The sequence below is a fragment of the Pseudomonas sp. UBA6699 genome, assembly GCF_002454615.1.
Lineage (GTDB): Bacteria > Pseudomonadota > Gammaproteobacteria > Pseudomonadales > Pseudomonadaceae > Aquipseudomonas > Aquipseudomonas juntendi.
Genome location: NZ_DKJF01000113.1, coordinates 1 through 21,787, shown reverse-complemented (window position 1 = coordinate 21,787; position 21,787 = coordinate 1). Strand labels below are relative to the sequence as shown.

Here is a 21,787-nt window from a genome sequence, read left to right as displayed (position 1 = left end):
GGCCTTGTGTCGCGATGGGGCGCAAAGCGCCTCCAAATGCCTTAGGCCCGATCCCGCTCCAGCAGCGGTTTCAAGTAATGCCCGGTATACGACTGTTTCATCTCGCTCAGTTCTTCCGGCGTACCGCAGGCAATGATCTGCCCACCCTTGGAGCCACCCTCTGGCCCCAGGTCCACCAGCCAGTCGGCCGTCTTGATCACATCCAGGTTGTGCTCGATCACCACCACGGTGTTGCCGTGGTCGCGCAGGCGGTGCAGCACATCCAGCAACTGCTGGATATCGGCAAAGTGCAGGCCCGTAGTCGGCTCGTCGAGGATATACAGGGTCTTGCCGGTGTCGCGTTTGGACAGCTCGCGAGATAGCTTGACCCGCTGCGCCTCACCACCGGACAGGGTGGTCGCCGACTGCCCCAGCTTGATGTAGGAAAGGCCCACGTCCATCAGTGTTTGCAGCTTGCGCGCCAACGCCGGCACCGCATCGAAGAACTCGCGGGCATCCTCGATGGTCATCTCCAGCACCTCGTGGATGTTCTTGCCCTTGTACTTGATCTCCAGGGTCTCGCGGTTGTAGCGCTTGCTCTTGCACACGTCGCAGGGTACGTAGATGTCCGGCAGGAAGTGCATTTCCACCTTGATCAAGCCATCGCCCTGGCAGGCCTCGCAGCGGCCGCCCTTTACGTTGAACGAGAAGCGCCCAGGGCCATAACCGCGGGAGCGCGACTCGGGCACGCCGGAGAACAGCTCACGGATCGGAGTAAAAATGCCGGTGTAGGTAGCCGGGTTCGAGCGCGGGGTACGGCCAATCGGGCTCTGGTCGATATCCACGACCTTGTCCAGGTGCTGCAGGCCGTCCATGCTGCTGTGGGGCGCCGCCTCGATGCTGCTCGCGCCATTCAGGGCGGTCGCTGCCAGCGGGTACAGGGTGTTGTTGATCAGCGTCGACTTGCCCGAGCCAGATACCCCGGTCACGCACGTCAACAAGCCAATCGGCACCTCGAGGTCAACATTCTGCAGGTTGTTGCCGCGTGCCCCCTTCAGCTTGAGTTGCAGCTTCTTGTTGCGCGGCGTGCGCTTGGCGGGGACGACGATCTTCTTGCGCCCCGACAGGTATTTGCCCGTCAGCGAGTCAGGATGGTCCATGACCTCCTGCGGCGAACCCTCGGCAACGATCTGACCGCCATGTACGCCCGCACCTGGGCCGATGTCCACTACGTAGTCCGCCAGGCGGATGGCGTCTTCATCATGCTCTACCACAATGACCGTGTTACCCAGGTCGCGCAGGTGATTGAGCGTCGCCAGCAGGCGGTCGTTGTCGCGTTGATGAAGGCCGATCGACGGTTCGTCGAGGATGTACATCACCCCCACCAGGCCTGCGCCGATCTGGCTGGCCAGGCGGATACGCTGGGCCTCGCCCCCCGACAAGGTGTCGGCACTGCGGTCCAGGGTGAGGTAGTCGAGGCCGACGTTGACCAGGAACTGCAGGCGTTCGCAGATTTCCTTGAGGATTTTCGAGGCAATTTCGCCGCGGCGGCCGGTCAGGGTCAGTTCGGCAAAATAGCTGCTGGCATCGCCAATGGGCAGGTTGGTGACCGCCGGCAGGGTTTTCTCGCCAACCCACACGTGGCGCGCTTCGCGACGCAGGCGGGTGCCGCGGCAGTCCGGGCAGGGCTGGGTGCCGAGGAACTTGGCCAGTTCTTCACGCACGGTGGCCGATTCGGTCTCGCGGTAGCGGCGCTCCAGGTTCGGCACAATGCCTTCGAACGGGTGCGAGCGCTTGACGATATCGCCGCGGTCGTTGAGGTACTTGAAGTCGACACTGTGCTTGCCGCTGCCTTGCAGGATCACCTTCTGGTGCTCGGCAGACAGCTCGCCAAACGGCTCTTCCAGGCTGAAGCCGTAGTGTGCCGCCAGTGAGCCGAGCATCTGGAAGTAGTACACGTTGCGGCGGTCCCAGCCGCGGATGGCACCCTCGGCCAAGGTAAGCTCGGCATTGACCAGGCGCTTGGTGTCGAAGAACTGCTTCACACCCAGGCCGTCGCAAGTCGGGCAGGCACCCGCCGGGTTGTTGAAGGAAAACAGCTTGGGCTCCAGCTCGCTGATCGCGTGGCCGCACACCGGGCAGGCGAAACGGGCGGAGAAGATCGTCTCTTCGCCTTGCTCGTCGTCCATCGGTGCCACCAGGGCAATCCCGTCGGCCAGTTTCAGCGCAGTTTCGAACGATTCGGCCAGGCGCTGCTGCAGGTCGGCGCGCACCTTGAAGCGGTCTACTACCACATCGATGCTGTGCTTCTTCTGCTTGTCCAGCTTGGGCAACTCATCAAGCTCATAGAGCTTGCCGTTGACCCGGGCGCGCACGAAACCCTGCGCGCGCATTTCATCGAACACTGCCAGGTGCTCGCCCTTGCGCTCGCGCACCACCGGCGCCAGAAGCATCAGCTTGCTGCCTTCGGGGCGCTCCAGCACCAGGTCGACCATCTGGCTGACGGTTTGCGCCTCCAGCGGAATGTCGTGGTCCGGGCAGCGTGGGGTACCGACGCGGGCGTACAGCAGGCGCAGGTAGTCGTAGATCTCGGTAATGGTGCCGACCGTCGAGCGCGGGTTATGCGACGTCGATTTCTGTTCGATGGAGATTGCCGGGGACAGACCTTCGATGGTGTCGACGTCGGGCTTTTCCATCATCGACAGGAATTGCCGGGCGTAGGCCGACAACGATTCCACGTAGCGGCGCTGGCCTTCGGCGTACAGGGTATCGAACGCCAGCGAAGACTTGCCGGAACCGGACAGGCCGGTGATCACGATCAGCTTGTCCCGGGGCAAGGTCAGGTCGATGTTCTTCAGGTTGTGGGTACGTGCCCCACGAATCAGGATCTTGTCCACTGCGGCCTCGCTTGGCGGGCATAAACAAAGAATTATACGGCCCCCTGCCAGTACGCGGCAAAGCGTCGCGTAGATGCCGTCAAGCTGTCGGACTGATAGAATCGCCGCCGGTTCACACGAGGTTACGCCATGCATGACACCCACAACGAGCGCATGAGCAGCAGCGAAACCCGCGCTGCTGGTGGCCTGGCCCTGGTCTTTGCCTTTCGTATGCTGGGCATGTTCATGGTCTTGCCGGTACTGGCCACCTACGGCATGGACCTGGCCGGTGCCACACCTGCGTTGATTGGCTTGGCCATCGGGGCCTATGGCCTGACCCAGGCGGTATTGCAGATTCCGTTCGGGATGATTTCCGACCGCATCGGGCGGCGCCCGATCATCTACCTGGGGTTGGTGATCTTTGCCCTGGGCAGTGTCCTGGCGGCCCAGGCCGACTCTATCTGGGGGGTGATCGCGGGGCGCATCCTGCAAGGTGCCGGGGCAATTTCGGCTGCCGTCATGGCGCTGCTCTCGGACCTGACCCGTGAACAACACCGGACCAAGGCCATGGCCATGATCGGCATGAGCATCGGCCTGTCGTTTGCCGTGGCCATGGTCGTCGGGCCACTGCTGACAAGTGCCTTTGGTTTGTCAGGATTGTTCCTGGCCACTGCCGGCCTTGCCTTGGTCGGCATCCTGCTGATCGCCTTCGTCGTACCCAGTACCCACAGCCTTTTGCAGCACCGCGAGTCGGGTGTGGCGCGCAAGGCACTCGGCCCGACCCTGCGTCATCCGGACCTTTTGCGCCTGGACGTGAGCATCTTCGTGCTGCATGCCGTCCTCATGGCCAGCTTCGTCGCGCTGCCCCTGGCCTTCGTCGAGCGTGGCGGGCTGCCGAAAGAGCGGCACTGGTGGGTCTACCTGACCGCACTGTTCATCTCATTTTTTGCAATGGTGCCGTTCATCATCTACGGCGAAAAAAAGCGCAAGATGAAGCGTGTGTTGGCCGGTGCAGTCAGTGTCTTGCTGCTGACAGAGATATACTTCTGGGAGTGGGCTGACGGTTTGCGCGGACTGGTGATTGGCACCGTGGTATTCTTTACCGCATTCAACCTGCTGGAGGCCTCGCTGCCTTCGCTGGTGAGCAAGGTGTCGCCTGCCGGTGGCAAGGGCACGGCAATGGGGGTTTATTCCACCAGCCAGTTCCTTGGTGCGGCACTGGGTGGAATTCTGGGTGGCTGGCTGTTCCAGCACGGTGGGTTGGACACGGTATTCCTCGGCTGCGCGGTGTTGTGTGCAATCTGGCTGATCGTCGCGTTGTCCATGAACGAGCCGCCGTATGTGACCAGCTTGCGCATGCCGCTGACGCCAGAGGCAGCCCGGGAAGCCGGCCTGACCGAGCGACTGATGGCCGTGCCGGGTGTGACCGACGCCGTGGTGGTTGCTGAAGAAGCGGCCATCTATATCAAACTGGATACGAAAATTTTGGACCGTGCGACCCTCGAGCGACTGGTGAATCCAGCCTCTTCGGCGTGCGAAGCCTAGGAGAACGTTATGGCCCGTGGGGTTAACAAAGTCATTCTGGTCGGCACTTGTGGCCAGGATCCCGAAGTCCGCTACCTGCCCAACGGTAACGCCGTGACCAACCTGAGCCTGGCTACCAGCGAGCAGTGGACCGACAAGCAGTCGGGCCAGAAGGTCGAGCGTACCGAGTGGCACCGTGTGTCGCTGTTCGGCAAGGTTGCCGAAATTGCCGGCGAGTACCTGCGTAAAGGTTCGCAGTGCTATATCGAAGGCAAGCTGCAGACCCGCGAGTGGGAAAAAGACGGCATCAAGCGTTACACCACCGAGATCATCGTCGACATCAACGGCACCATGCAGCTGCTCGGCGGGCGCCCGCAGGGCCAGCAGCAAGGCGGTGATCCGTACAACCAGGGTGGCGGCAACTACAACCAGGGTGGTGGTCAACAGCAGTACAACCAGGCCCCGCCGCGCCAGCAGGCCCAACGCCCGCAACAGGCCCCTCAGCGCCCGGCGCCACAGCAGCCAGCGCCTCAGCCGGCAGCGGACTTCGATAGCTTCGATGACGATATTCCGTTCTGATCAGAACATCAGGCGGCTAGCGAAACCAGAAACCCAGGGCCTTGGCCCTGGGTTTTTTTATGAATGCGGCAGGCCAGCGCAGTCACCTCAGAGGGTGCTTTCACCACCCAGTTCTTCAAGCGCCACCCGGGTGAACTGCGCATCCAGCTCCGGCGTTGCGCCGCTGATGATGCTGATGACGACTGAGCGGAATTATGTAGTCCATTTCCGAAAGTGATGAACCCAGTAACCCGGCATAGTGCTCTCTACCTGACACATGTCATCGCACCTTCTCGATTCTTGACTAGTCTTATCCATTGGCGAGCAGAATTTGGCCCGCCACCGTGACTACCAAGAGGCGCCGGCAATGTTTCGTGCGTCCAAACCTGATCAGGAGTGCACGATGGACCTGAACCGTCGGCAATTCTTCAAGGTCGCCGCTATCGGCCTTGGAGGCTCGAGCCTGGCGGCGTTGGGCATGGCCCCCACGCCAGCCTTTGCCGAGCAGGTGCGCCACTTCAAGCTGGCGCACACCAAAGAGACCCGAAATACCTGCCCGTACTGTTCGGTCGGCTGCGGCCTGATCCTGTACAGCCAGGGCGATGCGGGCAAGAACGTCAAACAGAACATCATTCATATCGAAGGTGACGCCGACCACCCGGTCAACCGTGGCACCCTCTGTCCGAAAGGTGCCGGCCTGCTGGACTTTATCCACAGCCCGAGCCGCCTGCAGTACCCAGAGGTGCGCAAGCCAGGCAGCCAGGAATGGGTACGGGTCAGCTGGGACGAGGCCCTGGACCGCGTTGCCGACCTGATGAAGCAGGACCGTGACGCCAACTTCATCGAGAAGAACGCCCAGGGGCAAACCGTCAACCGCTGGCTCACCACCGGTTTTCTCGCGGCCTCCGCCGCCTCCAGCGAGGCGGGCTACCTGACCCACAAGGTCATCCGCGCAACAGGCATGCTGGGGTTCGATAACCAAGCACGTGTCTGACATGGCCCGACGGTGGCAAGTCTTGCCCCGACGTACGGCCGTGGCGCCATGACCAACCACTGGTCAGATATCGCCAACGCGAATCTGGTCCTGGTGATGGGTGGCAACGCAGCAGAAGCGCATCCGTGCGGCTTCAAATGGGTGACCGAGGCCAAAGCGCACAACAAGGCGCGGCTTATCGTGGTCGACCCGCGATTTACCCGAACGGCTTCGGTGGCCGACTACTACGCGCCAATCCGTACCGGTACCGACATCGCCTTCATGGGTGGGCTGATCAACTACCTGCTGAGCAACGACAAGATCCAGCACGAATACGTGCGCAATTACACCGACGTGTCGTTCATCGTCAAAGAGAACTATGGCTTCGAAGACGGGCTGTTCAGCGGCTACGACGAGGCCAAGCGCGTGTATGCCGACAAGTCCGGCTGGGGTTATGAGCTGGGTGAGGATGGCTACGCCAAGGTCGACCCGACACTGCAGCACCCGCGCTGCGTGTTCCAGCTGATGAAGCAGCACTACAGCCGCTATACCCCGGCGTTGGCGAGCATGACCTGTGGCATGCCGCAGGACGCCATGATGAAAGTCTGGGAAGAGATCGCCAGCTGCTCGGTCCCGGGCAAGACCATGACGATTCTTTACGCCCTGGGTTGGACGCAACACTCGATCGGTGCGCAAATCATCCGCAGTGCCGCCATGGTGCAGTTGCTGCTGGGTAACGTGGGCATGCCCGGTGGTGGGGTCAACGCGTTGCGCGGCCACTCCAACATCCAGGGCCTCACCGACCTTGGCCTGCTGTCCAATTCGCTGCCGGGCTACCTGACGCTGGCCGGCGATGCCGAACAGGATTACGCCGCCTATATCGACAAGCGCGCCTCCAAACCGCTGCGCCCGGGGCAGCTGTCTTACTGGCAGAACTACGGCAAGTTCCATGTCAGCCTGATGAAGGCCTGGTACGGTGCCAACGCCACGGCTGAAAACAACTGGGGCTATGACTGGCTGCCCAAGCTCGATGTGCCGGCTTACGATGTGCTGCGCATGTTCGAGATGATGGGCCAGGGCAAGGTCAACGGCTACATGTGCCAAGGCTTCAACCCCATCGCCGCGCTGCCGGACAAGAACCGCGTCACCGCGGCTTTGGCCAAGCTCAAGTGGCTGGTGGTCATGGACCCGCTCGCCACCGAAACCTCGGAGTTCTGGCGCAACATGGGGCCGTTCAACGACGTGGACACGGCCAATATCCAGACCGAAGTGATCCGCCTGCCCACCACCTGCTTCGCTGAGGAAGATGGCTCGCTGGTCAACAGCAGTCGCTGGCTGCAGTGGCACTGGAAAGGTGCCGACGGGCCGGGCGAAACCCGCACCGACGTGCAGATCATGAGCGAGCTGTTCCTGCGCCTGCGTCAGCGTTACCAGACCGAGGGCGGTACCTACCCTGATGCGATCATGAACATCAGCTGGCCGTACAAGATTGCTGATGAGCCATCCCCCGAGGAATTGGCCAAGGAAATGAACGGCTGGGCGGTCACCGACCTTACCGATGCTGCCGGTGCAGCCCTCAAGGCTGGCCAGCAATTGTCGGGCTTCGGTCAACTCAAGGACGATGGCAGCACGGCATCGGGGTGTTGGATCTTTGCCGGCTGCTGGACCGAGCAGGGCAACCAGATGGCTCGCCGCGACAACAGCGACCCGTACGGCATGCACCAGGTGCAGAACTGGGCCTGGGCTTGGCCGGCCAACCGCCGCATCCTCTACAACCGTGCCTCCAGCGACCCGCAAGGCCAGCCTTGGGATCCGGAAAAGAAACGCCTGGTGTGGTGGAACGGCAATACCTGGACCGGGACCGACGTGCCCGACTTCAAGGTCGACTCGCCACCCGAGGCGGGGATGAACCCGTTCATCATGAACCCCGAGGGGGTGGCGCGGTTCTTCGCCATCGACAAGATGGCCGAAGGCCCGTTCCCCGAGCACTACGAGCCGTTCGAAACACCGATTGGCATCAACCCGCTGCACCCGCAGAACAAGAAGGCGATCAGCAACCCGGCCGGGCGCATCTTCGACTCGGTATGGGACACCCTCGGCAAGCACGATGAATTCCCGTACGCGGCGACCACCTACCGGCTGACCGAGCACTTCCACTTCTGGAGCAAGCATTGCCGGCTCAACGCCATCGCCCAGCCCGAGCAGTTCGTCGAGATCGGCGAGGTGCTGGCCAATGAAAAAGGCATCAAGGCTGGCGACCGGGTGCGGGTGTCGAGCAAGCGTGGCCACATCGACGCGGTGGCGGTCGTGACCAAGCGGATTCGCCCGCTGCAGGTCAACAACCAGACCGTGCACCAGATCGGCATTCCGCTGCACTGGGGCTTCACCGGCGCAACCCGGCATGGCTACCTGACCAACACCCTGGTGCCATTCCTGGGTGACGGCAACACGCAGACGCCAGAGTCCAAGTCGTTCCTCGTCAAAGTGGAGAAACTCTGATGGCCAGCCAAGACATCATCGCCCGCTCGGCCACCACCACCGTGCCGCCCTCGGTACGCCAGCAGCAGGAAGTCGCCAAGCTGATCGACACCACCAAGTGCATCGGCTGCAAGGCTTGCCAGGTGGCGTGTTCGGAGTGGAACGAACTGCGTGACGAGGTCGGCCACAACCACGGCACCTACGACAACCCCCAGGACCTCACTGCCGAGACCTGGACGCTGATGCGCTTTACCGAGCACGAGCGCGACGACGGCAACCTGGAATGGCTGATCCGCAAGGACGGCTGCATGCATTGTGCCGAGCCAGGCTGCCTCAAGGCGTGCCCAAGCCCAGGGGCGATCATCAAGCATGCCAACGGTATCGTCGACTTCAACCAGGACCACTGTATTGGCTGTGGCTATTGCATCACCGGCTGCCCGTTCAACATTCCGCGCATCTCGCAGAAAGACCACAAGGCGTACAAGTGCACCCTGTGCTCCGACCGCGTGACCGTGGGCCTGGAGCCGGCCTGTGTGAAAACCTGCCCGACCGGGGCAATTGTGTTCGGCACCAAGGACGAGATGAAGGTGCATGCCGCCGAACGCATCGTCGACCTGAAATCGCGTGGCTACGACAACGCCGGGTTGTATGACCCGGATGGCGTCGGCGGTACCCACGTGATGTACGTGTTGCACCATGCCGATACCCCCAAGCTGTATGCCGGCCTGCCGGACCAGCCAGTGATCAGCCCGCTGGTAGGGTTGTGGAAGGGCTTTACCAAGCCCCTGGCGTTGTTGGCGATGGGCGCAGCGGTGCTGGCCGGGTTCTTCCACTATGTGCGGGTCGGCCCACAGCGGGTGGAGGAGGACGAACACCCGGCCGCAGCCGACCCGAGCGTGCAGACAGTGGACCCTGCAGTGCATGTCTATGATCCGAGCAAGCCCGGTGGGCAAGGGGAGCAGCGGCCATGAACGACAACAAACCCATCTTGCGCTACAACGCCAACGAGCGCAGCAACCACTGGCTGGTGGCGATCCTGTTCTTTCTCGCCGGGCTGTCGGGGTTGGCGCTGTTTCACCCGGCACTGTTCTGGCTCAGCAACCTGTTTGGCGGTGGGCCGTGGACGCGCATCCTGCACCCGTTTCTGGGGGTGGCGATGTTCGTGTTTTTCGTTGGCCTGGTGGTGCGCTTCTGGCGGGCCAACTTCATCACCGCGAATGATCGCCTCTGGCTGCGGCGGGTTGACCGGGTAATGCGTAACCAGGAGGAGGGCGTACCGCCAATCGGCAAATACAACGCCGGGCAGAAGCTGCTGTTCTGGACCCTGCTGGTGTGCATGCTGGTCTTGCTGGTCAGTGGTGTGGTGATCTGGCGAGCGTATTTCAGCCACTGGTTCGGCATCGAGGTAATTCGCCTGTCGGCGTTGCTGCATGCACTGGCGGCCTTCGTGCTGATCCTCAGCATTATCGTGCACATCTACGCCGGTATCTGGATCAAAGGCTCGATTGGCGCCATGCTGCACGGCTGGGTAAGCCGCGCCTGGGCACGCAAGCACCATGAACTGTGGTACCGCGAGGTGACTGGCGACAAGCCGCCGAGTCATCACGGACGAAAAGAAGGATGAGCGCTTGAGCACGATACTCGAACCTGGGCAGATCGAAGCGTCGGCGGTGATGCCGCCGTTTCTGCACCTGCCGCCGGCCAACCTGTTTGAAGTGCGGGCTGCGCGTTTGGATACGCTGGCCCAGGGCAATGCCCTGGGCGACTACCTGAGGCTGGTTGCGCGGTTGTGCCGTGTGCAGCAGCAGCTTGTGGATAACCCCCCTGGCGCCCTGCCGGTGGCTGAGGCGCGCCAGCGCCTGTGCATAAGCCATGGTTTGCCGCCGCTGGCGGCAGACAGCCTGGTACGTGACGGGGCTTGGCTGGTCTGGCTGCAGGCCTTGCTCGGTCACTTTGGCGACGAACCCCAGGGTCCGTTGGCGGAGGCCTTGCAGGTGCTGAGTGGCAGTGATGACAACCAGCGCAAAGGCTGGGGGTTCGCGTTGCTGGCAGGGCAGTATGACGCGGTGCCGCCCGCACTGGTGCCATTGCTCGGGGCTGCGTTGCAGGCGGCCTGGTCCAGCTGGCTGCTGGCATTGCCGGCGCCTGAACTCAAACCCGCTGGCAGCCTGGCCCAGTGCCCGGCCTGCGGCTCGCCGGCGATGGCCGGGGTGGTACGCAACCGTGGCAAGCACAACGGCCTGCGCTATCTGGTGTGCGCGTTGTGCGCCTGTGAATGGCATGTGGTGCGGGTCAAGTGCGTGTACTGCGAGTCGAGCAAGGACTTGCGCTATACCAGCCTTGAGAATGACCGCCATCTACCCGGCAAGGCGCCCCTGCGGGCCGAGTGCTGCCCGGGGTGTGAAAGCTACCTCAAGCAGAACTACCTCGAAAACGACGCAGCGGCCGAGCCCTTGGCCGACGACCTGGCCAGCCTTGCGCTGGACATGCGCCTGGACGAGGAAGGTTTTCATCGCCTGGCGCCCAACCTGATGCTTGCGCCCGGTTAGTGGGTGAGTGTCTACACTGAAAAACCGAGTCGCCTGCTTCGCGGATGAACCGGTTCCCACAAGACTTGGTACAGGATCAGACACCTGCGCAGGCTTTTGTGGGGGCGGGCTCACCCGCGAACAGGCCAGTACCGACGACGGATCAATCCTAGGTAGTACCGCATGTCCAACAGCCTCGCCAGCGACACCCCACGCTTGCCGTCCATCGACACCCTCCTGCGCCATCCGGCCTGCCTCCCACTGATCGACCGCCACGGCCGCGATGCGGTCTTGAGCGCCCTGCGCCAATTGCTGGACGACCTGCGGGAGCCCGCGCGCAGCGGCCAACTCAGTGCCGCCGAGCTGTCTCTCGAGATCCTTCTGGGCCGCGCCGGCGAACGTCTGGCTGCCCAGCAACGCAGCCAGGTACGCCGAGTGTTCAACCTCACCGGCACCGTGCTGCATACCAACCTCGGCCGTGCCCTGCTGCCGGAAGAAGCCATCGAGGCCATGCAGACCGCCGCCCGCTACCCGCTCAACCTGGAGTTCGACCTGGCCAGCGGCAAGCGTGGTGACCGCGACGACCTGATCGAGGGCCTTATCCGCGAGCTGACCGGCGCCGAGGCGGTTACGGTGGTCAACAACAATGCCGCGGCGGTACTGCTGGCGCTCAACAGCCTGGGTGCGCGCAAGGAGGGCATTATCTCGCGCGGCGAACTGATCGAGATCGGTGGCGCCTTCCGCATCCCGGACATCATGGCCCGCGCCGGGGTGAAGCTGCACGAGATCGGTACCACCAACCGCACCCATGCCCGCGACTACGAGGCTGCCATTGGCCCGCGAACCGGGTTACTGATGCGCGTGCACTGCAGCAACTACAGCATTCAAGGTTTCACCACCCAGGTGCCCACCGCCGAGCTGGCGCGAATCGCCCACCAGCATGACCTGCCACTGCTCGAAGACCTCGGCAGCGGTAGTTTGCTCGATCTCACCCGCTGGGGCCTGCCGGCCGAGCCCACGGTGCGCCAGGCCCTGGCTGATGGCGCCGATCTGGTGACCTTCAGTGGCGACAAGCTGCTGGGCGGCCCGCAGGCCGGGATCATCGTCGGGCGCAAGGCATTGATCGCCAGGATCAAGAAAAACCCGCTCAAGCGTGCGCTGCGGGTCGACAAGATCACCCTGGCCGCACTCGAAGCGGTGCTGGCGCTGTACCGCAACCCGGATCGGTTGGCCGAGCGCCTGCCCAGTTTGCGCTTGTTGACCCGTGGCCAGGCCGATATCCAGGCCCAGGCCGAACGCCTGCTGCCAGACCTCCAGGCCCGCCTTGGTGCGCAATGGGTCGTCAGCGTAGAACCTGCGCTGGGCATGATAGGCAGTGGCAGCCAGCCGGTTGCGCGCCTGCCCAGTGCCGCGCTGTGCCTGCGCCCGCAGGTGTCGAAGAAGTTGCGCGGGCGCAGCCTGCATGTGCTGGAGCGGGCCCTGCGGGGCCTGCCAGTGCCGGTGCTTGGTCGCATCGACGACGACGCGCTATGGCTGGACCTGCGCCAGCTGGACGACGAAGCCCAATGGCTGGCGCAATTGCCGGCGTTGCAGTTGGGGCCGGTGCAGTGATCGTTGGTACCGCCGGCCACATCGACCATGGCAAGACCGCACTGCTGAAGGCACTGACCGGCCAGGCCGGTGACCTGCGCCAGGAAGAGCGTGAGCGGGGCATGACCATCGACCTGGGTTACCGCTACGCGGCGCTGGCCGAAGGTGCAGCGCTGACGGGCTTCATCGATGTGCCGGGCCACGAGCGGTTTATCCACAACATGCTGGCCGGGGCCCATGGCATAGACGTGGTGCTGCTGGTGGTGGCGGCAGACGATGGCGTCATGCCGCAGACACGTGAGCACCTGGCAATCATCGAGCTGTTGGGTATCCCCCAGGCACTGGTGGCGATCAGCAAGTGCGACCGCGTCGAGCCGGCGCGCCTGGCCCAGGTGCAGGCGCAGGTCAATGAGCTGCTGGCGCCAGGGCCCTATGCCGGGGCGCGGCAGTTCCCGGTGTCGAGCCTTGGCGGGGAGGGCATCGACGCGTTGCGCCAAGCCTTGCTGCAGGCGCAAACCGCTGTGCGGCAACGCAGTGCGCAAGGCGGTTTTCGCCTGGCTATCGACCGCGCCTTCGCTGTTACCGGTGCGGGGGTGGTGGTGACTGGCACGGCGCTGGCCGGCCGGGTGAGTGCCGGCGATACCCTGGTCCTGGGCAAGGCCGGCAAGGCGGTGCGGGTGCGGGGCCTGCATGCACAAAACCAGGCCGCACTGGTAGCGCAGGCCGGCCAGCGAGTAGCGCTCAATATCGCAGCCGAACGCCTTAGCGCGGAGCAAGTTCACCGTGGCGACTGGCTGCTGCCGCAGTGGCTGCACGCGCCCAGTGTTCGGGTGGATATCGAGTTGAACCTGCTGCCGGGCGAGCTGCGGGCGTTCGAGCACTTCAGTGCCGTGCATGTGCACCTCGGCACCCAGGACGTGACGGCCCGTGTCGCGTTGCTGGAAGGTGAAACCCTGGCTGCCGGCCAGCGCATGTTTGCCCAGTTACTGCTCAATGCGCCGTTGCAGGCCGTGCATGGCGACCGCCTGGTACTGCGTGACCAGCGTGCTCAGCGCACCTTGGGCGGCGGCAGGGTACTCGATCCGTTTGCCCCCAGCCGCCAGCGCCGCAGCCACGAGCGTCTACGCCAGCTGCAGGCGCTGCGGGATGCCCAGGGCCTGGAGCAGGCACTGCCGGCACTGCTCGCCAGCGCGCCCGGTGGTATCGACCCGCAGCGCCTGGAGCGACAGTTCAATCGCCTGCGCGAAACCTGGCAGCTACCGGCGAACGTGTTGGTGGTGGCCACGCGGCAGGGCCAGCTGCTGTTCGCCAGCGCCCAATGGCAGGCGCTGAAACGGCAGGTGCTGGCGCAACTTGCCCGCTTCCACGAGCAAGAACCCGATCAGCTGGGCCCCGACCGTGACCGCCTGCGGCGCTTTACTGCATTGCCGTTGGAGCGGCCTGCGTTTGTCAGCCTGCTTGAGGAACTGCTAGAGGAAGGGGTGATTGCCGCCAGTGGGCCCTGGCTGCATTTGCCGGATCACAAGGTCCAGTTGAGTGAAGCCGACGAGGCACTGTGGGCGCGCCTGCAGCCCAGGTTGCTGGCGGGGCAGTTCGATCCGCCCTGGGTCAGGACATTGGCGGCAGAAGAGAACTGCCTTGAAGCCGACGTTCGTTTGTTGTTGCGCAAGCTGGCGCGTTTGGGCGTGGTGCACCAGGTGGTGCGCGACCTGTTCTACCCCGCAGCGACGCTACAGCGCATGGCAGAGCTGCTGCTGGGGCAGGCGGGTGGCACTTCAGTAGTGCAGGTTGCTGCATTTCGCGATATGTTGGGCATCGGTCGCAAGCGCAGTGTGCAGATTCTGGAATACTTCGACCGCATCGGCCTGACCCGCAGGGTGGCCGAGCAGCGTCACATTCGCGCTGACAGCGCCCTGGCCCAGCAGTACGCCAGGCACTGAGTTCAAGGAAGGCAATCGCGCCCGGTGGCGCGGCCGGGCTTCAAACCCGGTTGGGGACGGCAGCCGTTCCCGGGCAGGTTCGACTCCCGCTGCCTTCCGCCATCTTCTTTTCTTGCCCGGGCGAGTGCGGGTAGTGCCTACGCCCGCTCCCCACACAGGTCCAGGGCAAACCAGCGTTCTGCTGACTCCACATCCAACCCTGCACCCAGCAGCGCAACCATCTTGCCCAGCGCCGCCTCTCGGGTCATGCCGCCGCCACTGACCAGGCCCGCGCTACGCAGTCGGTTGCCTGCCGCATAGGTATCGAATACCACCGAGCCTTCAGGGCATTGGCTGATTGCCGCCAGCAGCACACCGCGCTGGCGCGCTGCGCGCAGTACCTCGAGCAACGCCAGGTCATCCGACGGCCCGGTACCACTGCCATAGCACTCCAGCAGCAAGCCCTGCACGCCGCTGCCCAACAAGGCCTGCAGATGGCTGGCCTGCAGCCCGGGGAACACGGGCACGACCGCCAGGTTGACCGGCTGGCGCGGCTGGCGGTAATCCAGCTCGGCCGGGATGGCTGCCGCACGCTGGCTGTCGCGATGCCGCGGCAGGGCAACGAACGCATCGAACGCTTCACTGCGCAACTTGGTAGCCCGGCAACCGTGCACCAGCTGCCCATGGAAGTACAACTGCACGCCGTCTTCCAGCCCTTGTTCGAACAGGCGCAGCGCGCCACACAAGTTGGGCCAGGCGTCGCTGTCGGGGGCACCGGCCGGCAGCATCGAACCGGTCAGCAGTACCGGCACGGGCAAGCCCAGCAGCAGGAACGACAAGGCAGCCGCGCTATAGGCCAGGCTATCGGTGCCGTGCAGCACCAGCACCCCATCATGGCCAGCGTCCACCGCCGTGACGATGGCGTCACGCATGGCCAGCCAGTTGTGCTGTTGCATATTGGCGCTGTCCAGCAGCGGGTTCAGCTCTTGCAGGGTCCACTGCAGCTGGGGGGCATCGGACAGTTGCGCGAAGTGTTCACGCATCCGCCCGTCGAAACCGCCGGCCGGTGCCAGGCCCTCCGGGGTTTCGAGCATGCCGATGGTGCCACCGGTATAGAGAACGAGAAGATTCTTGACTGCACGCATGGAAAGCATCCGTGGCGGTGAGCGGAGAAAAAAGCCGCCCTCGGACGGGGCGGCTTTGGCAGGGCAGGGTATCAGCGCTGTGGCTGGGCCTGGACGGCTGCATTGTCAGCGGCTGTTTCCAGCTGAGGGTTGGCTGGCCATGCGTTGCGGTCCAGGTCCAGGTCGGCGAACTTGGTCGAATCGAACACTGGCTGCTTGATACCGGCCTTGCGCTGCTCGTCGTAGTCGCGCATCACGCGCAGGCCAATCTTGAACAACAGGGCCAGGGCGATCAGGTTGACGAAGGCCAGGCAGGTCATGGTGATGTCGGCGAAGGCGAACACGGTCGACAGGTCTTGCATCGAACCCCACACCACCAGCGCCAGTACCAGGCCACGGAACACCATCAGTACCACGCGGTTGCGGCTGAGGAACTGCAGGCTGTTCTCGCCCAGGTAGTAGTTGTAGAGAATGCAGGTGAACACGAACAGCGACAGCGCAACGCTGACGAATACGCGGCCCCAGTCACCCACCACGGCGGCCAGCGAGTTCTGGGTCAGGACAATGCCGTCGCCCTCGAAGCCTGGGGTGTAGAAGCCCGACAGCAGGATCAGCAGTGCGGTGCAGGTGCAGATCACGAAGGTGTCGAGGAACACGCTGAAGGCCTGGACCACGCCCTGCGCGCCCGGGTGTTTCACTGCCGCCACGGCGGCAACGTTCGGTGCACTGCCCAACCCTGCTTCGTTGGCGAACACGCCCCGCTTCACGCCCATGACGATGGCGCTGCCGAGCAGGCCGCCAAACGCAGGGTCAAGGCCGAAAGCGCTCTTGAAGATGGTTTCCAGCATGGCGGGTACGTGGTCGATCTGGGTGCCGATCACGTACAGGGTCACGCCGATGTAGGCCAGGGTCTTGACCGGCACCAGCAGGTCCGAGACCGCCGCGATGCGCTTGATGCCACCGATGAAGGTGATGGCCAGCAGCACGGCCAGCACCAGCCCGGTGTGGCTCGGCTTGAAGTCGAAGGCATTTTGCAGCGAATGGGTAACGGTGTACGACTGCAGGCCGATGAAGGCGAAGCCGTAGGTCACCAGCAGCAGGATCGAGAACACGATGGCCATGCTTTTCAGCTTCAGGCCATGCTGGATGTAGTAGGCCGGGCCGCCACGGTACAAGCCGTCGCCATCGGCGCGTTTGTACACCTGGGCCAGGGTACATTCGAAGAAACTGCTGGCCATGCCGACCAGGGCAGTGACCCACATCCAGAACACCGCGCCAGGGCCGCCCAGGGTCACGGCAATGCCGACCCCGGCGATGTTACCGGCGCCCACGCGGCCAGCCAGGCTCAGCATCAGGGCCTGGAAGGAGCTCAACTGGCCTGCCTGGCCACGCAGCGATTCCTTGAACACGGCGAACATGTGGCCGAAATGGCGGAACTGTACAAACCGCGAACGGATGGTGAAGTAACCGCCGAGACCGACGATCAGCACGATGAGGAGTTTCCCCGAGAGGAAATCGTTGAGTGCTTCGAGCATTGGAAAATGACCTCGATTCTTATTCTTCGTGTGGATTGATCAGCGGACGGCAGGCGCACCGCTATTCGTTGGGGCGCATGGTTGGCCATGACAAGAGTCGTTACAATTTCGCGGGTTGCTCTGACTTGATGCGACTTGATGCTACAATGGCGTCATTCGCGTCACCTGGATTCCGTACATGAGTGAGCATTTCGCTACCAACCTCAAACTGGCTTGCAGCCACTACCGCTCTATTTCCGAAGTTTGCCGCCAGCTCTCGATCAACCGAGCGCAGTTCAACAAGTACCTCAGCGGGCAGAGCCGTCCGACGGCTTTCAACCTGAAACGCATCGGTGATTTCTTTGGCGTCGAGGATTACGAGCTGAACCTGCCTGCCGAGCAGTTCGCCCGCCTGATCGGTGCCCGCGTTTCGACCCTGGCCGAACAACCCAGCGACCCGATCAGTGAACTGTTCCGCCCGCTGCATGAGCACGCCGGCAACCTGTCGCGTTATTGTGGTTATTACTTCGAGTACTCGAACTGCATGTCTGTGCCCGGCACGATCCTGGTGTCGCTGGTGCACCTGTGGGAAGAGCGCGGGCGTTTTCTGTTCGAGCGCCAGGAGCGGCAGGAGCGCTCCAGCGCCACGGACCTGCATGCCGAAGTCCGTTGTCGCTATCTGGGCGCGGCGTTTCAGTTGCAGGACCGAGTGTTCCTCATCGACTACGAGTCGCTGACTTTCAACGAAATGAGCCAGACCATCCTGATTCCCAGCTTCAAAAGCCGGATCACACGCCTGAACGGCCTGAAGGCCGGGGTTTCCAGCGGCGACCGGCGCAACCCGGCCTGCACACGGGTGGTGTGGGAGTACCTGGGTGAGGAGATCAATCGCATCAATGCCTACCGACAGGTCAAACTGTACCGCCCGGATGATCCGCGTATAGATGATGACGTCAGGGAACGTCTGAGTGTGGGGCCGTTGCGCAACAGTTTGTTTGAGATTGAATAGACAGGATGGCTGTACTCGGCATGCCACTGCCGCTCTATCGGTTTGACCGATGACTGGAATTGAATTCAGGCCCGCTGAGTACTCATAGGCGGTGCAACCATTGCGCCACCGGATGACCAGTACTGAGCATCAACTTGGTTGCCATCAGGCAGCACACGGCGATCAGCAGCGGTTTCACCAGCCGCGACCCGAAGTGGAGCGCACACCGCGCGCCCAGCTGCGCACCAATGATGGCGGACACGGCCATTATCAATGCCAAAGGCCAGACGATCGCCCCACTGCATGCAAACACGGTCAGGGCTCCCAGGTTGCAGCAAGCATTCAGGAGTTTGCTTCTGCAAATTGCTTGCATGAGCGGCTGTCCCAGCAGCAGGGTGCATGCGACCATGAAAAATGAACCGGTACCTGGCCCGAAAATACCGTCATAGAAGCCGATGGCTGGCACTACCGCCAGTGTGAATGCAACGCTCGACAGCCGTTGCTTGCGCTCCTGACCACTCAACGTGGGAGTGAACGCAAAGTAGGCGGCGACCGCGATCAGCATGATGGGAACGACAGATTCCAGGACATACCTGTCGAGCATGCTGATTGACATGGCGCCAGTGACGCCTCCAGTAAAGGATAGGCAGGCCATAGGCCAGTCTGCTCGCCAATCGATCATTCGTTTTCGAGCAAACGCCCAGATGGCTGACGCACTGGCTGAGGAAGCTTGAAATTTGTTAGTGGCCATTGCTGCCAATGGGTCGATGCCTGCGATGAATAGAGCGGGAAGAGTGAGGAGTCCGCCGCCGCCTGCTATTGCATCGAAGAAACCGGCAAACAGCGCGACGGCTGCTAGCGCTATATAGATCGAATCCATTTTCAATTGTGCTCCATTTTCACTAGCCACGTACTATCAACGGGTCTTGCTGCAGGATTAATGGCCGCGCATCTGGCGAATACCCAAACAGCCTGATCAGTAGTCGCCTGTTATCTTTGATTGTGTCGCGTGCATGCAGGGCCTGGCTGTTGTTGATTAACAGCGCAGAGGTGGGCTGCAGAACGAATTCGTAACAATCTGCCTGATTCAATAGATCTTTCAATGACCAGTAGGCTTGGCGCGCCAATTGGCTAGCTTTTTCGTGCACAGAGTACCGATAACTGTTGTAGCGCAAGGTGAAGTCACCTCGAGGGTCGAACTGGATGATGGAATGTTCTAGCATGTCCTCGCTGTCGTCCTTGACGAAACATTCACTGCGACTGAAACAGAATGATTTCGATGAAAGCGCCAGTGCTTCAAGGCCGTTCAGTTTTGCAATTACATTGCGTACCGGTATCAATTTTGTCGGCTCTTGGGATGGGTTCCATCGGGCCGTCAGAATCAAGGCGCTGGGACATCTGGGCCACCCATCGCACCGACTTGGCGGGCTGCGCAGTCCAGAAAATTGGCTTGCTGGTCATTGAGCTCGAACTGGATGACCTCAGTCGATCGTTGAGGCACGTTCCCTATCATTGTTTTTTTCCTTGTATGTAGGGGGAGGTGGAACTTTTTGTGAGTTCGCCGTTAATTTAGCCAGAGAATCTTACGCAGTGATGCAGGACCTGCTCCCTTGGTCATGTGAGGAATGTCCTCGGCGGTGGTAGGAATAGCCCTACGTATCCACCTCCGCCCCAGGGTTGGACTTCCCCGCCCGGAAACCGCAAAATGACCCACTTTCCTTAATCAACCTCTCCGGATCTGCTGACTCTATGCGTATGCGCCTAATGCTGTTGGGTGGTGGCAATGCCCTCGGGCAAGCGCTGATTCGTCTTGGGGCCGAGGAGGACATCGCATTCCTGGCGCCGCGCCCGCCCGAGAGCGGCTGGACGCCGGCGAGCCTGACCCAGTTGCTTGACGACCATCGCCCCGATGCCCTGGTGAACCTGGCCTATTACTTCGACTGGTTCCAGGCCGAGTCGGTCAGCGAGCCGCGCCTGGCGCAACAGGAGCGGGCAGTCGAGCGGCTGGCAGAGCTGTGCCAGCACCACCAGATCACCCTGGTGCAGCCTTCCAGCTACCGGGTATTCGATGGCTCGCGGGCCACTGCCTACAGCGAGAAGGACGAGCCCGTACCCCTGGGGCTGCGGGGCCAGGCCTTGTGGCGGATCGAGCAGAGCGTGCGGGCGGCGTGCCCGCAACATGTACTGCTGCGCTTTGGCTGGTTGCTGGACGAAAGCATCGATGGCTCGCTCGGTCGTTTCCTCACCCGTGCCGAGCAACCGGCCGAGTTGCTGCTGGCCGATGACCGGCGCGGCAACCCCACACCTGTGGACGATGCGGCCCGGGTGATCCTGTCTGTGCTCAAGCAACTCGATTGCAACGCGCCGCTATGGGGCACCTACCATTACGCCGGCAACGAGGCGACCACGCCGCTGGTGTTGGGCCAGGCGATCCTGGCCGAGGCCGGCCAATATCGCCAGCTGGCAGTGCAGGCACCCACGGCGCAAGCGCATGCCGCGCGGCCGGATGCCAGCGAAGAGCCGCAGCATGCCGTATTGGCCTGCAAGAAAATCCTTCATACCTTTGGCATCAAGCCGCGTGCCTGGCGCGCCGGCTTGCCGCCCCTACTGGACCGTTTCTACCGCCATGGCTGATGCCCCCATCCTGATCACCGGCGGTGCCGGCTTCATTGGTTCCCACCTGTGCGATGCGTTGTTGGACAAAGGCTACGCCGTACGCATTCTCGATGACTTGTCCACTGGCCGGCGGGACAACCTGCAGATCGACCACCCACGGCTGGAACTGATCGAAGGCGATGTCGCCGATGCTGCTCTGGTCATGCGGGCTGCGGCAGGTTGCAGTGCCGTGGTGCACCTGGCCGCAGTGGCTTCGGTGCAGGCCTCGGTCGAAGATCCGGTGCGTACCCACCAGAGCAATTTCATCGGCACCCTCAATGTTTGTGAAGCCATGCGCGTGCACGGTCTGCGCCGGGTGGTGTTCGCCTCCAGTGCCGCCGTGTATGGCAACAATGGCGAGGGCGAGTCGATCGCCGAGGATACGCCCAAGGCACCGCTGACGCCCTATGCCGTGGACAAGCTGGCCAGTGAGCAATACCTGGACTTCTACCGCCGTCAGCATGGGCTGGAGCCGGTGGTGTTCCGCTTCTTCAATATCTTCGGGCCTCGCCAGGACCCGTCCTCGCCCTATTCCGGGGTTATCAGCATCTTCTGCGAGCGTGCTGTGCAGGGCCTGCCGATCACCGTGTACGGGGATGGCGAGCAGACCCGCGATTTCCTGTATGTAGGCGACCTGGTGCAAGTGATGGTGCAGGCGCTGGAGCAGCCGCAGGTCGAGGAGGGTGCGGTGAACATCGGCCTCAACCAGGCAACGTCGATCAACCAAATGCTCGCGGCGCTGCAGAAAGTCGTGGGCAGCTTGCCAGCGGTGACCTACGCGGCGGCGCGTGCCGGTGATATTCGTCATTCGCGGGCCGATAACCAGCGCTTGCTGGCGCGGTTTGCATTCCCGCAGGCTACGCCGATGGTCGAGGGGCTGGCCCGGCTACTGGGTAAAAGCTGAAGTCACGGGCCAAGCGATGCCCTGCCTGCACGGCCTGTAGGAGCAACTGTCTTTCTCAAAATGTGAAAAGCCTGCGCGATCCATTGTGGGAGCGGGCGTGCCCGCGAAGCAGGCGACGCGGTGTCTGGCACCGGCTGCGCCGGTGTTCGCGGGCACGCTGAACTGGTCAAGTAATTT

The 21,787-nt window shown here is 62.7% G+C and carries 16 protein-coding genes and 1 tRNA gene; 12 read left to right on the top strand and 5 right to left on the bottom strand.

The features are described from left to right. Window positions 1-41: 41 nt before the first annotated feature. Window positions 42-2,876 carry an excinuclease ABC subunit UvrA gene (gene uvrA / locus B3361_RS21390; protein ID WP_029885054.1) on the bottom strand — a complete coding sequence of 945 codons (2,835 nt, stop codon included), beginning with the start codon at window positions 2,874-2,876 and terminating at the stop codon, window positions 42-44. 129 nt (window positions 2,877-3,005) lie between these two features. On the opposite strand from uvrA, the gene B3361_RS21385 reads away from it, so the two are divergent. The 9 genes from B3361_RS21385 (at window position 3,006) to B3361_RS21345 (ending at window position 14,548) form a co-directional block, all read left to right on the top strand. After that, entirely contained in the window at window positions 3,006-4,400 is a 1,395-nt protein-coding gene (locus B3361_RS21385) for an MFS transporter (protein WP_286920352.1), read from the top strand. A 9-nt stretch (window positions 4,401-4,409) separates the two neighbouring features. After that, entirely contained in the window at window positions 4,410-4,958 is a 549-nt protein-coding gene (locus tag B3361_RS21380) for a single-stranded DNA-binding protein (protein WP_009681967.1), read from the top strand. 382 nt (window positions 4,959-5,340) lie between these two features. Beyond that, window positions 5,341-8,409 (top strand): formate dehydrogenase-N subunit alpha, encoded by a 3,069-nt coding sequence (gene fdnG / locus B3361_RS21375; RefSeq protein ID WP_154211599.1) that lies wholly within the window; start codon window positions 5,341-5,343, stop codon window positions 8,407-8,409. Further along, a complete protein-coding gene (gene fdxH, locus B3361_RS21370; RefSeq protein WP_009685687.1) occupies window positions 8,409-9,359 on the top strand; it encodes a formate dehydrogenase subunit beta in 951 nt (316 codons plus the stop codon). The genes fdnG and fdxH overlap by 1 nt, the downstream gene beginning before the upstream one ends. Then, complete coding sequence (locus B3361_RS21365) at window positions 9,356-10,012, top strand: formate dehydrogenase subunit gamma (RefSeq protein ID WP_009685688.1); 657 nt, start codon at window positions 9,356-9,358, stop codon at window positions 10,010-10,012. The genes fdxH and B3361_RS21365 overlap by 4 nt, the downstream gene beginning before the upstream one ends. Window positions 10,013-10,016: 4 nt before the next feature. Beyond that, window positions 10,017-10,937 (top strand): formate dehydrogenase accessory protein FdhE, encoded by a 921-nt coding sequence (gene fdhE, locus B3361_RS21360; RefSeq protein WP_054904983.1) that lies wholly within the window; start codon window positions 10,017-10,019, stop codon window positions 10,935-10,937. A 162-nt stretch (window positions 10,938-11,099) separates the two neighbouring features. Next, a complete protein-coding gene (gene selA, locus B3361_RS21355; RefSeq protein WP_009685690.1) occupies window positions 11,100-12,527 on the top strand; it encodes an L-seryl-tRNA(Sec) selenium transferase in 1,428 nt (475 codons plus the stop codon). Continuing rightward, entirely contained in the window at window positions 12,524-14,446 is a 1,923-nt protein-coding gene (gene selB / locus B3361_RS21350; protein ID WP_054904999.1) for a selenocysteine-specific translation elongation factor, read from the top strand. Before selA ends, selB begins: the two co-directional genes overlap by 4 nt. A gap of 6 nt (window positions 14,447-14,452) precedes the next feature. Continuing rightward, window positions 14,453-14,548 (top strand) — tRNA-Sec (locus B3361_RS21345). Between the two features lie 35 nt (window positions 14,549-14,583). Here B3361_RS21345 and B3361_RS21340 read toward each other — a convergent pair. Further along, window positions 14,584-15,570 (bottom strand): asparaginase, encoded by a 987-nt coding sequence (locus B3361_RS21340; RefSeq protein WP_054904984.1) that lies wholly within the window; start codon window positions 15,568-15,570, stop codon window positions 14,584-14,586. Window positions 15,571-15,641: 71 nt separating this feature from the next. Then, window positions 15,642-17,084 (bottom strand): alanine/glycine:cation symporter family protein, encoded by a 1,443-nt coding sequence (locus tag B3361_RS21335; protein WP_054904985.1) that lies wholly within the window; start codon window positions 17,082-17,084, stop codon window positions 15,642-15,644. Window positions 17,085-17,262: 178 nt separating this feature from the next. Here B3361_RS21335 and B3361_RS21330 point away from each other — a divergent pair, with 178 nt between their 5' ends. After that, window positions 17,263-18,072, top strand: coding sequence for a helix-turn-helix domain-containing protein (locus tag B3361_RS21330; protein ID WP_029885046.1), 810 nt, complete (start codon window positions 17,263-17,265; stop codon window positions 18,070-18,072). An 82-nt stretch (window positions 18,073-18,154) separates the two neighbouring features. Here B3361_RS21330 and B3361_RS21325 read toward each other — a convergent pair whose 3' ends face one another. Then, window positions 18,155-18,931, bottom strand: a complete 777-nt coding sequence (locus B3361_RS21325; RefSeq protein WP_054904986.1) for a TSUP family transporter — start codon at window positions 18,929-18,931, stop codon at window positions 18,155-18,157. A 22-nt stretch (window positions 18,932-18,953) separates the two neighbouring features. Next, the gene (locus tag B3361_RS21320) at window positions 18,954-19,391 is read right to left on the bottom strand and encodes a TauD/TfdA family dioxygenase (RefSeq protein ID WP_177331332.1); all 438 of its coding nucleotides are present in this window, start codon (window positions 19,389-19,391) and stop codon (window positions 18,954-18,956) included. A 409-nt stretch (window positions 19,392-19,800) separates the two neighbouring features. Between B3361_RS21320 and B3361_RS21315 the strand changes: the two genes are divergently transcribed. Both B3361_RS21315 and B3361_RS21310 read left to right on the top strand, forming a co-directional pair. Next, window positions 19,801-20,685, top strand: coding sequence for a sugar nucleotide-binding protein (locus B3361_RS21315; protein WP_080709155.1), 885 nt, complete (start codon window positions 19,801-19,803; stop codon window positions 20,683-20,685). Continuing rightward, a complete protein-coding gene (locus B3361_RS21310; RefSeq protein ID WP_054904987.1) occupies window positions 20,678-21,610 on the top strand; it encodes an NAD-dependent epimerase/dehydratase family protein in 933 nt (310 codons plus the stop codon). The genes B3361_RS21315 and B3361_RS21310 overlap by 8 nt, the downstream gene beginning before the upstream one ends. Window positions 21,611-21,787: the final 177 nt, after the last annotated feature.

What these genes read in the sequence shown, in the direction of transcription:
- B3361_RS21340 (WP_054904984.1), bottom strand. Translation starts at nt 15,570, where the DNA reads ATGCGTGCAGTCAAGAATCTTCTCGTTCTCTATACCGGTGGCACCATC.
- B3361_RS21310 (WP_054904987.1), top strand. Translation starts at nt 20,678, where the DNA reads ATGGCTGATGCCCCCATCCTGATCACCGGCGGTGCCGGCTTCATTGGT.
- B3361_RS21365 (WP_009685688.1), top strand. Translation starts at nt 9,356, where the DNA reads ATGAACGACAACAAACCCATCTTGCGCTACAACGCCAACGAGCGCAGC.
- B3361_RS21335 (WP_054904985.1), bottom strand. Translation starts at nt 17,084, where the DNA reads ATGCTCGAAGCACTCAACGATTTCCTCTCGGGGAAACTCCTCATCGTG.
- B3361_RS21380 (WP_009681967.1), top strand. Translation starts at nt 4,410, where the DNA reads ATGGCCCGTGGGGTTAACAAAGTCATTCTGGTCGGCACTTGTGGCCAG.
- B3361_RS21325 (WP_054904986.1), bottom strand. Translation starts at nt 18,931, where the DNA reads ATGGATTCGATCTATATAGCGCTAGCAGCCGTCGCGCTGTTTGCCGGT.
- B3361_RS21330 (WP_029885046.1), top strand. Translation starts at nt 17,263, where the DNA reads ATGAGTGAGCATTTCGCTACCAACCTCAAACTGGCTTGCAGCCACTAC.
- fdxH (WP_009685687.1), top strand. Translation starts at nt 8,409, where the DNA reads ATGGCCAGCCAAGACATCATCGCCCGCTCGGCCACCACCACCGTGCCG.
- selA (WP_009685690.1), top strand. Translation starts at nt 11,100, where the DNA reads ATGTCCAACAGCCTCGCCAGCGACACCCCACGCTTGCCGTCCATCGAC.
- B3361_RS21385 (WP_286920352.1), top strand. Translation starts at nt 3,006, where the DNA reads ATGCATGACACCCACAACGAGCGCATGAGCAGCAGCGAAACCCGCGCT.
- B3361_RS21315 (WP_080709155.1), top strand. Translation starts at nt 19,801, where the DNA reads ATGCGTATGCGCCTAATGCTGTTGGGTGGTGGCAATGCCCTCGGGCAA.